The organism is Fulvivirga marina (genome assembly GCF_016775155.1).
GTDB classification, from domain to species: domain Bacteria; phylum Bacteroidota; class Bacteroidia; order Cytophagales; family Cyclobacteriaceae; genus Fulvivirga; species Fulvivirga marina.
Genome location: NZ_JAEUGD010000058.1, coordinates 1 through 12,942 on the forward strand (window position 1 = coordinate 1; position 12,942 = coordinate 12,942).

Below are 12,942 nucleotides of genomic sequence, written 5' to 3' on the forward strand. Positions count from 1 at the left end.
ATATTGAAAAATGACTCTCAACTAATAAGTCAAAAGTGTACTCCTAATCATAACATAAAAAATAACATCTGTTGCCTATATCTTACACGTCATAAAACCTAACCTTATTAACAGCCTGATTTTCAGGCAACATTCCCTTTATTCACTCCGATGCAGAATTCATTCATTATTCTCCATCAAAATATACTGCACCGGTACACTTTCAGTCAACCATACACCGTTATCGGATCGGTAAAAATGAAGACCATCATTATGCATGGCTCGGGCTCTGATGTTCAGCACTACCGGTTTACCATGTCTTTGCCCGACATTAATGGCGGTTTCTATGTCCAGACTCAAATGCACGTGATGCCTGCTCCCTTTGGTCAAACCGGTTTTAAGGATGTTGTCAATATTTTTACTGGCCGTACCATGATAAAGTACTTCTGGTGGCTCTATCTTCTCATAACCTAAATCTATACTTATTGAATGCCCCTGGCTGGCTCTGATCCTAGTTTTATCTTCATTAAACCTAAACCGTTTTTTGTTATTATTTTCCACAATAACTTCCAGCACCTCCATATCAATAGGCTTCCGATGTGCATTCATCTTTTCAAACAGCTCTTTAACATCTGCCCATCCCTCGGGATCTAGCTCCAGTCCTATGGTCTCAGGTTTGTGTCTAAGAACCAAACTGAGAAATTTACTCAGTTCGGTCTGTTTTTTCTCATTAATCATTTTGTATTTAAATCTACTTTATGTAGTGACTTAAACTCTCTGTACTCATGAGAGGTTTAAACTCTGACAACGAATATTCTGCCCATTGGTTAATAATCAGAGGGTCATTGTCCAAAATTTTTATCACCTCTTCTTCAGACTCACATTTAGCGATCACTTACCAATGATTTTATCTATTTCGTTAAAGAAGTAAATAAATAATAGCCTGATATGGTTTTAAATTAACATCACTGCCTTCAACCTCGTCATCATCCATATTATCAATCATCACTTCTTTTAATTTCACATTTGCAGGAAGCGTAACTTTCACCGGCTTTTCCGAAAAGTTAAGCAGCACCAGTACTTTCTCATCATCAAGTTCTCTGGTATAAGCATACACCTGCTCATGATCTGGAAAGAGTAACTCATAGTCACCATAAACAAAAACCGGGTATTCCTTCCTAAGCTGCACCATCTTTCTGAAATAATTGAGGCAGCTAGCGGGGTCATTGTTTTCGACCTCCACATTGATGGCTTTAAAATTAGGATTTACTGCAAGCCATGGTGTTCCATTGGTAAATCCTGCATATGAAGTTGTATCCCACTGCATAGGAGTTCTGGCATTATCTCGACTAAGGAAGTTGAGTTTTTTCATGAATTCATCCATATCCTTACCTGCTTCTTTCGCTGCCTGGTAGCTATTTATAGCACTAATATCCTTGTAATCCGAAATATCGTCAAAATCAATATTGGTCATCCCTAGCTCATCTCCATAATAGCAATAAGGCGTACCTCTCATACTTAAAATAAATGTATTGAGCATTTTAGAAGATGCCTGCCTAAAGACATCACCGTCATTTCCAAATTTACTGACCATCCTGGGTACATCATGGTTAGCCAAAAATATAGATAGCCACCCTTTGTCTGCAAGGGCGTTATCCCAGCGGCTATACACTTCTTTGAATTCCTTTAAGCTATACCCCCCGAGACCATTACCGATATCCATACCTTCGAAATGATAGACCATATCAAGTTCTTTTCGCTCGGGATCAACCAATGAAATTGCATCTTCAAAAGTACTTCCTGCCCCCTCGGCCACCGTCATGATATCATACTGACTGATTACCTCCCTGTTCATTTCCTGAAGGTATTCGTGCAGGTTAGGTCCCATGCCATAATACTTAATAATATCCTTTTCATAACCCTCTGGCAGAGGCTTAAATGTGGTATCTTTTGAAACGTATTGAAAGGCATCCATTCTAAAGCCATCAATCCCCTTGGCCAGCCAGAACCTCATGATATCGTACACTTCTTGCCTCACTTTTGGGTTTTCCCATTTCAAGTCCGGCTGTTTCCTTGAAAAGTAATGTAAATAATATGCGTTGGTTGTCGAATCGTACATCCATGCATCACTATTGACATCAAAAAAGCTAAACCGGGGTGCCGGCTTACCCTTTTCTGCCGGCCACCAATGATAGTAATCCCGATATGGATTGTCTCTTGAGCTTCGCGACTCCTGAAACCACCGGTGCTCATCGCTACTATGATTTACTACCAGGTCCATAACCAGCCTTATATTCCTTTTGTGCATCTCCCGAAGCATCTCATCAAAATCGTCCATGGTCCCAAACTCATCCATAATGGCCTTATAGTCACTGATGTCATAGCCATTATCATCATTTGGAGATGCATAAATTGGGTTTAGCCATATCACATCTACTCCCAGGCTTTTGATGTAATCCAGCTTTTCAATAATACCTCTTAAATCCCCCACTCCATCACCATTGGTATCTTTAAAGCTTCTGGGGTAAATCTGATAGATTACCGCTTCTTTCCACCATTTTTTATTCATACTGGAGGTTGTTTGTTCTACGTCCTGTTTCTTACTACAGCCACTGAGGATCAACAGGATTAAAAGGGTTAGGGAGAATTTATTCATAAAAGCATTCTTAGTATCTTCTGTTAACCCAATATAACACTTTCATCACCTTTATATCAAATGGCTAATGAGCAGGAACCGTAAGAAGCCCTTTAGGGTTAAGTTTTAAACATTACATTATGCAAGATAATTGGCAATTTATAGTGCTTATAATTCTGTTAAGGTATGTGATCGTAGCCGGCATAGCTTATCTTACCTGGTATGTTTTAAAGCGCCGGGCCTGGTCATACAAAAAGATCCAGGTCAAATTTCCTCAGAATAAGGACTACCTTAGAGAAATTACATATTCATTGGTCACGATAATTATCTTTACCACAGTAGCAATGACACTTTTTAGCCCGTGGGTAAAACCTCACACATTAATCTATGACAATATACCTACCCTAGGAATTGCTTACTTCATATTAAGCATAGTAATGATCATCTTTGTACATGATACTTATTTCTACTGGATGCACCGGTTGATGCACCATAAAAAGTTATATCGAATAACTCATTTGGTTCATCATAAATCAACAAACCCAAGTCCATGGGCTGCGTTCGCTTTTCATCCTATTGAGGCTTTTATTGAAGCCGGGATAATCATATTGACTGTATTTCTCTTTCCCGTTCACAAACTGGCTATAGCACTATTCCTCATTTTCATGATCATTTATAATGTATATGGGCATCTCGGTTATGAACTATACCCTAAAGGGTTTTACAAGCATTGGCTGGGAAAATGGCTAAACACTTCCGTGAATCACAACATGCATCATGAATATGTAAAAGGAAATTATGGCCTGTATTTCACCTTTTGGGACAGGCTTATGGGGACAATACACATGGGCTATGAGGCTCGGTTTGATGAAGTGAAAAACAGAATCACCAACAAAAACCAATAACTGCCCCCTAAACCTTTTCTCAATTGACAACTTCCTGCTCTTAGTTAAATGTAATTGGAAGTATCATTCTTACGGGCACAGGTTTACCCCATTGATAGCCAGGACTCCAGTCAGGCATTTTACTGACCGCATACTGTGCTGCCTCATCACAGCCACCTCCAATACCTCTTACTACAGTGACTTCTGAAGTTGTTCCATCAGGGTTAATAACAAATTGAACGAATACCTTACCTGTAACTTTCTTTTCCAAGGCCTCAGGTGGATATACTAAGTAATTTCCCAGCATTTCATAAAGCCTGCTTATTCCTCCCGGGAATTTTGGAGGGTCTTCCACAATAATAAAGAGTTCCTTTTCTTCATCTGCTGTTGATTCAGCCTTTTCGGCATCATAATTATCTATTAATAATGGCTTTAACCCTGGGTAATCATTTTTTCTTATGTACATCCCCTTTGCAAACTCTTCCTTTTTAGAAATAATGAGCAAAAGTGAATCTGGCAGTTTATCACTACCCAATAATTTATTGTCAGCAAATGTGGCATCAATAGCGCCTTCCGCACGCATTACATAGCGAAACGCCCCTTGTTTAAGGCCACTGCTATCATAATTAATCTCCATTATCAAAGAGCTATCCATTCTATACTCCACAACATTTCCAACAAAGTGTTTACCATCAACATTTATATTGGCAATACGATAATGTGTAGCGAGTTCAGGCAGAGTAATTTTCCCTTTTCCATTGTAGTAAATTGTGTACTGACTTAATGCTCCACCAGACACACTAGCAAGTAACAAGAGTGTAATCAATAATTTCATAAAACAGATACAATAATTCAAACTAAATATCCAACCTCATCTCGAAAGAGTGTTCATTTTCCCCGACAATTACAAAGCCGCATTTCTCATACAGCTTCCTGGCATTATTCTCTTTCAGTACACTTAAAAACAGAGAATCAATAGAATCGGGGGCTTCAGCTATAAGCTCACGAATGATCTTGCGACCAAACCCTCTTCTCTGAAACTCAGGGGCAATCTGGAATTGGATGATCTCTATAAAATTTTCTTCTGATGACGTCTTGATCAAACCAACCCGCTCATCTCCATGAAAAATGATCCTGGCTCCCTCAAATTTATAATTGAGCGCTTTATAGTGGTTTTCCCTATCTACCTTAAACCCTGCTTTCAACAGGTGAGGAGTCATAGTTTCCTCTCTTAACCAGAGCAAGTACTCAATATCCGAAGCCAGTGCTTTTTTAAAAGTAAATTCCAACCTCTCTTCAGTATCTTAGTACCCTTTCAGATCAATGTTTTCACTATCTATCATGGTCACGGGTTTACCCATCTTCTTTTGAATCACCTTAAAGTGGTGCTGATCTTCCGGAGTTATGAATGAAATCGCATCTCCTTTAGCATCGGCACGCCCTGTTCTACCGATTCGATGGACATAGTCTTTAGGTGACCGGGGCAGATCATAGTTGATCACATAAGGCAAAAACTCTATATCTATACCTCTGGCCAGCAGGTCTGTCGCTACTAATACCCGCAGCCTGCCTCTCTTAAAATCAGACAACGCCTCTATCCTGGTGTTTTGTCCTTTTTTACTATGGATCGCTTCAGCGTCTATACCGTTTTTGCGGAGTTTATTAGTCACATTGTCGGCTTTCTGAACCGTGGAGGTAAAAACCAGTACGTGCCTGATGTTATTTTCTTTGATCAAATACCTCAACAAAGGTCCCTTCTTCTCCTGAGGCACGAAGTAAGCCAGTTGGCTAATCTGATCTATATTCTCCTCCACGGCTTTCACCTCGATCACTTCAGGATCATTTAATAGAAACTGATTGATCTCCTTAACGTCATTGCTCAGGGTGGCGGAGAACAAAAGGTTCTGTCTTCTGGCAGGCAGAAGTTCAAAAATTCGATTCATCTCTTCCTTGAAACCCAGATTAAGCATTTTATCTGCCTCATCCAGCACCAAGACCTCAACCGCTGAAAGTTGTACTGCCTTGGATTCCACCAACTCCAAAAGCCTGCCTGGTGTAGCCACCAGTACATTAACCCCATAAAGTGCTTTCATCTGAGGGTTAATCGACACCCCTCCATAGACCGCCATGGACCTGACCATATCAGGCAGTTCAGAGCCAAAATCATGAAACACTTCATTGACCTGAATCGCCAGTTCGCGGGTTGGTACCAGTACCAGCACGCTGATGAACCTGCTTTTATCCATTATCCTGCCTTCCAGGTTAGTCAGGATCGGCAGCACATAACTGGCTGTTTTACCCGAACCTGTCTTGGCGATGCCGAGCACGTCCTTTCTGCGCAATACTGCAGGTATGGCTTTCTCCTGGATAGGATAAGGTTTTAAATATTTTTGACTGGCAAGTGCCTGTAGTAAAGATGGAGCCAGCCCCAGAGCATCAAATGACATGAAAGAGTGCTTATTAAGATGAAGGATATATTTCAGGCACAAATATATTGAGAATTAATTTCAGAAAGCATAATTAGCCCTAAGGTTTGGGCTGGTTACTACGGAAAAGTGATGGTATCAGGGAGGCTTTCTAATTCTTCTTTCGTATTTGGCGCAAATACAACTGCTCTACCTTATCCCTTGCCCAGGGGGTCTTTCTTAAAAAGTTAAGACTGGACTTAATGGATGGATTGCTATTGAAGCAACGTATATTCACTCTGGCTCCCATTTCATCCCAGCCCAATCTCTCCACAAGGAATTCCAGTATATCTGCCAGTTTCACTCCGTGCAGAGGGTTATTGGGCTGTTCTTCAGGTTTACCTGTTTTTGTCATAGATTATGTCTTATTCGCTTAAGCTGAGTCATTCAGAAATTTGTTGTAATAGTTAACAACCTGCCCTCTATTGACCGGGCCACCGTGCCCAAGATAGAACTGTTCACATTTTTCAGCCAATACTTTGCCAAAGCTAGCTTTTAATTCAATTAAATTATCATGAAAAGGAGGATGTTTGATCCTTGAACGGAACATGACCCCTCCCAGCAATATTCCCGAGGCCATCATATCCATAATTATGGCTTCACCATTGGCCAGTATGACCGATAAAGAACCGGGGGTATGGCCTGGCGTATGGATTACTTTCCCGTTAGTTCCCCAGGAACTCAGGTCATACTCTTCTCCCTCCTCCAGCATGATATCCGGGGTAAAACGCTTTGCTCTTTGGTCTTTTACCAAGGCTCTGAAAAGCTTCCATTGAGGCTTATTTACTTTCATGGTAGACACATCGGCACGTCCGGCCCGGTAGGCAGGTTCATCAGCTTTATGAGCCAATATGGACGCTCCGAATATTTTCTTCAGGCTTGCTGCACTTCCAAAGTGATCAATATGCCCATGAGTGACCACGATCAGATCTATGTCATCTGGGTTGATTTTATGCCTTTTTAGTTGACGGAGTATTCTGCCCTCACAATTTGGAATGCCTGTATCTACCAGTATATGTTTTTGATCCCCTTTGATTAAAAAACAATTGATAAGGCCTCCCGGCCAGATAGCTATTGGAATTATTTTGCTCATAGTTTTAAATTTTACTTCAAAACTATAGGCCGTTCGGCCGGTAAAAAATCACATATGTTACTTAATCTCTTTTCTGATCCGACTAAGGGATTGAGGCTTGATGCCCAGATATGAGGCCAGGTGCTTAACAGGTGTGTGAAGTGCAATTTCAGCCTTTTTTTTGAGCAGTTTTTCGTAACGGTCCGAAGCTGACAGCGTCTGAAGAGCATTGACCCGCTCTGTCATTTTCAGGATATAATTCTCATAAACACCCTGACAAAACACCGCCCACTCTGAAATTTCGGCATAAAGCGCTTTATAATCTGGTTTTGTTATGAATAGCAACTTGCAATCGGAAATACACTGAATACTATAGGAAGAAGATGTGTCTTTCAGGAAGCTCTCGAAGGAAGTAACCAACTCTCCCGCAGATAATATATCGGTGGTCACCTCGTTTCCGTCATGGTCTATATAAAAACACCTCACGAACCCCGAGACAATAAAATATAATTTTTGAGGCTTTTGACCCGCTTTAAGCAGGCACTCATTTTTCTTGCAGTTTAATGGGTGGAATGAGGAGCTTAAAAGCTCCTTTTCTTGAGGCGAAATAGAAACCCTGTTTTCTACTGCATTTATTAATATTTCCTGATGCCGTCCCATACAAACTTATTAACTAAGATAGCTACTCCACCCTACGCCAATCTAAATCCTGAAAGCCGAAGCTAAAATCAATGTCAGGAGAAATGTCCTTCATTTTGATGGATTATCCTTTTCCTTCTTCATCGACATTGAACATAACAAAAAGCATGACTTGGGTTTTAAAAGTAAATAAACCCAAAACCAATTACGCAGACCAGACTATATCGATTTTTTTAATTACCATATAGCAACAAGATCAGTCGTCCTTTAAACTATCTACCGGGTTAGCTCTTGCCGCTTGTAGTGATTTATAGCCCGTTGTGACCAAGGCAATAGTAATGGTTGCCACCAGCGCTACCACAAATACGCCGGCATCAAGATCAATCCTGTTTTGATAGTTTTGTAACCACTGACTCATCAGGTACCACCCTAACGGGGCGGCTATTACAAAGCCGATGACTACCGGCATCATAAAATCTTTAGAAACCAGGCTTAATATATTACTTACGGAAGCTCCAAGCGCCTTACGGATACCAATTTCTTTCACCTTCTGATTGGTGGTATACGACACCAAACCAAACAGTCCCAGACAACCAATAAAAATGGCTACCGATGAAAAGAAGGTAAAGATAGTAGCCATTCTTTCTTCCGACTCGTACATAGAAGCTACTGCTTCGTCTACAAATTCATATTCAAAAGTATATTCGGGATACACCTGCTGCCAGGTCCGCTTTACGGCGTTGAGTTGATTGTTAAAGTCTTTCCCGCTTAGCTTTACAGAAAGCGTTCTGGCATTACCCATGCCATTGACAAGCATTACAGGCTCCATTTTCATGCGCAGGTTCCTGGAGTAAAAATTCTTAACTACTCCGGTAATAGGCACATCTCTGTTCCATATATGCACCATCCTGCCCAAAGCCTCCTCAGGGCTATTGATCCGCGCTACTTTAAGAAACTCTTCATTCACCACCACCCGGGTCAGGGTGTCCACTGCATTTAAACCCTCCCCAGCTGTCAGCTCAATGCCATAAACAGAAAGGTAATTCTCATCGACCCACTTGATGTCGCAATAGTAGTCTTGAGGATCATTGTCCAACTGTATGTCTGTCACTGAAATGGAACTTGAAAGCGGGGTTCTGCTGGCAAGACTCACTTGCTGTATTCCTGATATTCTTTCTATGCCGTTTTTTAGCGTTTTCTTTTGTTGGCTTTCACTCTCAGGTACATCAATAGCAATAACTGCATCCATTTTAAAGCCCAGATCCGACTCTTTGAGGAATTTCATTTGGCCCACCAGTACCAACGTGCCAATGATAAAGAATGGGGTAATTACAAACTGAAAGACTACCAGCACCTTGCGAAGTGAAACAGCGGAAGTCCTGGCGTTGGCAAACTGATTTTTCATGACCACTGCCGGTTTCATTCTGGCCATCACAAAAGAAGGATAAAGCCCTGCGATGAAGGTTACAAGAACCAGTGTGCTCAACAGGAACAGCTCAACTTTACCATCCGTAAACCAGTTGATGCTTAAATCGATCTCCAAAAACGGATTGATGTAAATCAGCAATAGCTCCGCCAACCCAAGAGAAAACATGATGGAAAGGAAAACGATGAAGAAGGTTTCTCCCATAAACTGCCTCACCAGCTGCTTTCGGGTACTTCCCAAAACTTTTCTGACCCCAACCTCTTTAGAACGCTTTACTGCAATGGCGGTGGATAAATTAATGAAATTGATACAGGCTGTAACCAAAATAAAGAAGGCCACCAATACCATAGTCAGTATGTTGCCATCACTGACCGTGGTATACCGGTAGTTATTAAACCTTGTATCAAAATGAAGTTCTTTGAGTGGCTGCAGGAAATAAGACAGATCCTGATCATCATTAGGAAACTGCTTCTCTTTAAAAGCCGCAAGTCTTTCATTGACATTTTCAACTTTGGTTGATTTACCGAGAAGCAAATAAATTTGATCATCGCTACTTACACTACCCCAGCCATTTTGTTCATATTCTTTTTTAATAGTGCTATAGGAGATGAATAGCTCAAAGGGAAAATCACTGTTACGCGGATAGTCCTCCATTACACCTACCACTTCAAGTGTCTGCTCTTTGTTGAGCAAAATTTCCCTGCCAATGATGTTGGTTGAGTCAAAATATTTATCCGCCAGCTTTTCTGACAAAATCACTTTACCTGGCTGACCAAACCCTGCCAGACTACCTTTAACTATGGCTCTGGAAAACACATCGAAAAATGCTGTTTCTATATATGCGACACCTTCCCGCTCCTCAAAGTAGCGTCTGTCACCGCTATTATTATCATCAATGGCGACCAGTGTATTCGAATATTTGTTTGAAACAAAGGCAATCGTCTCAATACCTGGAACCTCTTCTCTTACTGCATCCGTCATAGGTGAAGGCACACCATTACCAAAGACCCGACTCCCTTGTTGGTCATTGGCTGAATGCACAATTCTATAAATACGTTCAAAGTTCTCGTGGTACCGATCAAAGCTAAGCAAGAAGGTCGCCAACAGGAACAATATCAGGCTACAGGTTATACCCAGCGATAATCCAAAAATATTAATAAATGTATTGGAAGGGTTCCTGAACAAGCTTCTTATTGTTGTTTTTAAATAGTTTCTTAGCATACTGGTTTTTCTTGTATTTCTGATTGTTGTTAATAATCACTGTCATTGCAGTGAATGATCAGTTTGGACTTTACTGTTTACTGATTATCTTATTTTACTCATCCTTAAGTGTTTCTATGGGGTTTACCAATGCCGCTTTAATGGATTGATAACTTACGGTAAGCCAGGAGATGATAAGCGCCATCACCCCTGTAAGTACAAATACCGGCCAGCCAATGGTTACTTTATAAGCAAACTGCTCCAGCCATTGATCCATGGCATACCAGGCTAATGGCAGTGCCAGAATACATGAAAAAAGTATGAGTTTTGAGAAATTACCGTTGAGCATCAGCACCAGTTGCCCCATAGATGCCCCAAGCACTTTCCTGATACCGATCTCCTTGCTTCGCTGATGAACGGTATAGGCAGCAAGCCCGAACAAGCCGATGGATGCTATGAACAAAGCAAACCCTGAGAATACGGAGAACAGGCTTCCCAGTCGTTCCTCTGATCTATACATATTTTCAAACTCCTCGTTCAGGAAAGAGTACTCAAACGGATTGTCCCCAGCATATTTTTTCCATTTCTGCCCGGCAACCTGAAGCAGGTCACTTACATGCTGATTCTTGGTTTTTAAAGCCAGCACTCTGCTTTTCCCCCACATGGTTGACTTAGTATGAAAAAATATAAAGGGATTGATACCTGTTCTCAACGACTGAAAGTTAAAATCTTTTACCACACCTATAACTTCTACCGGTCCAATATCATCGCCCATATACTTGATGCGCTGTCCAAGTACATCGTCTTCATTCCACCCATAGAGTTGCATCGCGGTTTCATTAATAAGAACGGCAAGCATATCCGAAGGGCGATCCTCAGAAAAAGTCCTTCCTACAGCCAGTTTCAACCCCATAGTTTCGAAAAAGTGATCATCAACCTTGAGTTGAGCTATAGCCATACGGGTATCATCACTTTCTTTGGTAAAGATCTCCTCGTAGGTGCCTCTTCCAAGCATATCCATGGCCAGAGATGCGTTAAGCACATTATCCTGAGCAGCCAGTTCATTCCTGAAAGACTCTAACTGATCTCCCAGCTTATGGGCATTATTAATTACCAATACGTTGTCCTTATCAAAGCCCAGGTGCTTCTCACTAAAATAGTCGAGCTGTTGAAATACAATTACGGTGCATATCCCTAGTGTAATGGATATGGTGAACTGCACCACAACAAGCGTATTCCTAAAACCACCATTCTTCATCCCCATACTCAGCCTTCCTTTCAACACATTGGCCGGTTTAAAAGAGGTTAAGTAAAAGGCAGGATAAATCCCTGCCACAAAGCCCAACACTAAAGGAATGGAGATAACAAACACAAAAATTGCAGGGTTTGACCAGAATGACTCCAGTTTCACATCCAAAAGCTGCCCCATGGATATCCTGATGATCTCCATCAGCCCCAGTCCCACTATTGTGGCAACAAGAGATACAAGGATAGACTCTACTAAAAGCTGGATCACCAGCTGTTTTCTTGAAGATCCGATAGCCTTCCGCACACCTATTTCCTTGGCTCTTAACGATGACCTGGCGGTTGAAAGGTTCATGAAATTGATCGCTGCTAATACCAGCACAAACACGGCTACACAGGCAAAGATGTAGATGTATTTAATGTCTCCCACTCTGCCTAAGCGGTTGCCTATTTGAGCCGAGTAAAGGTTAATATCTTTCACCGGTTGCAGGTAGAAGTTCCAATCACCTTTACCTGCCATAAACTCATCATAATCCATCTTAAAACGCTGCAAGGTAGCGGCTACATGAGTCCTCCTCAGGCGTTCGAACTTCCCTTCAAGCTGAGCAGGGTCTGTCCCCTCTTCTAACTCAACATAAGTAACTACCTGTGTCCATATCCAGCTCCACTCAAAATGTTCAACAGCAGGATTGGTATCCATAGAAACCAGAAAATCGAAGTTGAAGTGGCTGTTTTCCGGCTGAGCAGCAACCCCTGTCACTTCCAACGCAGTTTTACTTTCTCCCCAATAAAGTGTTCTGCCCAGTGCATTCCTGTCTCCAAAGTACTTCACGGCGGCCTCTTCTGATAATACCACCTTGTTGATTCCCTTCAGGGCAGTTTTTGAATCTCCCTCTACCAGCTGAAAACCAAAAAAATCAAAGAAGTTAGAGTCAGCAGCCAGTATATTTGGCTCATTGAAAATCTTCTCTGTATGGCTGTTTTCAATCAGTCGAACCGTATGAGTGCCCATAGTGTTTACCCTGAGTGCAGACTTTACCTCCGGATATTCGGCAAGTAATGTACCCGCCAGTGGCAACACCGATGAGCTCATTACCCCACCCTGAGGGTCCCAAATATTGGTCTGGTTTACGCGATACTTCTGCGCTAAATTGGGGTGAAAGTCATCATAACTCAATTCATGCAACATATAAAGTGATATGATCAGGCTGCATGCTATACCGATAGCCAGTCCCAGCACGTTGATCAGCGAGTAAAAGCTATCCTTTGAGAAATTTCTTATTGCTATATTGATGTAGTTTTTGACCATGTTGTTAATTCTTTTGATTTTAGTTACTGGCTTTCCTATTGCCTTTTACCATTGACTCATTACTATTCACTATATCACCGATCACCAT

The 12,942-nt window shown here is 41.4% G+C and carries 11 protein-coding genes; 1 reads left to right on the forward strand and 10 read right to left on the reverse strand.

Going from position 1 to position 12,942, the window contains the following annotated elements; translation table 11 throughout:
* Window positions 1–159 precede the first annotated feature (159 nt).
* Window positions 160–717, reverse strand: coding sequence for an RNA 2'-phosphotransferase (locus JMN32_RS16405; RefSeq protein ID WP_202857444.1), 558 nt, complete (start codon window positions 715–717; stop codon window positions 160–162).
* Window positions 718–898: 181 nt separating this feature from the next.
* Complete coding sequence (locus JMN32_RS16410) at window positions 899–2,548, reverse strand: glycoside hydrolase family 13 protein (protein ID WP_202857445.1); 1,650 nt, start codon at window positions 2,546–2,548, stop codon at window positions 899–901.
* Between the two features lie 206 nt (window positions 2,549–2,754).
* Here JMN32_RS16410 and JMN32_RS16415 point away from each other — a divergent pair, with 206 nt between their 5' ends.
* Window positions 2,755–3,519, forward strand: coding sequence for a sterol desaturase family protein (locus tag JMN32_RS16415; RefSeq protein ID WP_202857446.1), 765 nt, complete (start codon window positions 2,755–2,757; stop codon window positions 3,517–3,519).
* A 40-nt stretch (window positions 3,520–3,559) separates the two neighbouring features.
* On the opposite strand, the gene JMN32_RS16420 is transcribed toward JMN32_RS16415, so the two are convergent.
* From JMN32_RS16420 to JMN32_RS16455, 8 genes are all read right to left on the reverse strand, one after another.
* Window positions 3,560–4,333 carry an energy transducer TonB gene (locus JMN32_RS16420; RefSeq protein WP_202857447.1) on the reverse strand — a complete coding sequence of 258 codons (774 nt, stop codon included), beginning with the start codon at window positions 4,331–4,333 and terminating at the stop codon, window positions 3,560–3,562.
* A 22-nt stretch (window positions 4,334–4,355) separates the two neighbouring features.
* On the reverse strand, window positions 4,356–4,787 hold the full coding sequence (locus tag JMN32_RS16425) for a GNAT family N-acetyltransferase (RefSeq protein ID WP_202857448.1): 432 nt from the start codon (window positions 4,785–4,787) through the stop codon (window positions 4,356–4,358).
* 15 nt (window positions 4,788–4,802) lie between these two features.
* On the reverse strand, window positions 4,803–5,945 hold the full coding sequence (locus JMN32_RS16430; protein ID WP_202857449.1) for a DEAD/DEAH box helicase: 1,143 nt from the start codon (window positions 5,943–5,945) through the stop codon (window positions 4,803–4,805).
* A gap of 130 nt (window positions 5,946–6,075) precedes the next feature.
* A complete protein-coding gene (locus JMN32_RS16435; RefSeq protein ID WP_202857450.1) occupies window positions 6,076–6,318 on the reverse strand; it encodes a VF530 family protein in 243 nt (80 codons plus the stop codon).
* 18 nt (window positions 6,319–6,336) lie between these two features.
* On the reverse strand, window positions 6,337–7,056 hold the full coding sequence (locus JMN32_RS16440; RefSeq protein WP_202857451.1) for an MBL fold metallo-hydrolase: 720 nt from the start codon (window positions 7,054–7,056) through the stop codon (window positions 6,337–6,339).
* Window positions 7,057–7,113: 57 nt separating this feature from the next.
* Window positions 7,114–7,695 carry a Crp/Fnr family transcriptional regulator gene (locus JMN32_RS16445; RefSeq protein ID WP_202857452.1) on the reverse strand — a complete coding sequence of 194 codons (582 nt, stop codon included), beginning with the start codon at window positions 7,693–7,695 and terminating at the stop codon, window positions 7,114–7,116.
* A 235-nt stretch (window positions 7,696–7,930) separates the two neighbouring features.
* Window positions 7,931–10,321: an ABC transporter permease gene (locus JMN32_RS16450; protein WP_202857453.1), complete on the reverse strand. Its 2,391-nt coding sequence runs from the start codon at window positions 10,319–10,321 to the stop codon at window positions 7,931–7,933.
* 94 nt (window positions 10,322–10,415) lie between these two features.
* Window positions 10,416–12,854: an ABC transporter permease gene (locus tag JMN32_RS16455; protein ID WP_202857454.1), complete on the reverse strand. Its 2,439-nt coding sequence runs from the start codon at window positions 12,852–12,854 to the stop codon at window positions 10,416–10,418.
* Window positions 12,855–12,942 lie beyond the last annotated feature (88 nt).

Bases quoted from the DNA above. Each gene is read 5' to 3' on its own strand.
- JMN32_RS16430 (WP_202857449.1), bottom strand. From the start codon at position 5,945: ATGTCATTTGATGCTCTGGGGCTGGCTCCATCTTTACTACAGGCACTT.
- JMN32_RS16435 (WP_202857450.1), bottom strand. From the start codon at position 6,318: ATGACAAAAACAGGTAAACCTGAAGAACAGCCCAATAACCCTCTGCAC.
- JMN32_RS16445 (WP_202857452.1), bottom strand. From the start codon at position 7,695: ATGGGACGGCATCAGGAAATATTAATAAATGCAGTAGAAAACAGGGTT.
- JMN32_RS16405 (WP_202857444.1), bottom strand. From the start codon at position 717: ATGATTAATGAGAAAAAACAGACCGAACTGAGTAAATTTCTCAGTTTG.
- JMN32_RS16455 (WP_202857454.1), bottom strand. From the start codon at position 12,854: ATGGTCAAAAACTACATCAATATAGCAATAAGAAATTTCTCAAAGGAT.
- JMN32_RS16420 (WP_202857447.1), bottom strand. From the start codon at position 4,333: ATGAAATTATTGATTACACTCTTGTTACTTGCTAGTGTGTCTGGTGGA.
- JMN32_RS16415 (WP_202857446.1), top strand. From the start codon at position 2,755: ATGCAAGATAATTGGCAATTTATAGTGCTTATAATTCTGTTAAGGTAT.
- JMN32_RS16450 (WP_202857453.1), bottom strand. From the start codon at position 10,321: ATGCTAAGAAACTATTTAAAAACAACAATAAGAAGCTTGTTCAGGAAC.
- JMN32_RS16440 (WP_202857451.1), bottom strand. From the start codon at position 7,056: ATGAGCAAAATAATTCCAATAGCTATCTGGCCGGGAGGCCTTATCAAT.
- JMN32_RS16410 (WP_202857445.1), bottom strand. From the start codon at position 2,548: ATGAATAAAAAATGGTGGAAAGAAGCGGTAATCTATCAGATTTACCCC.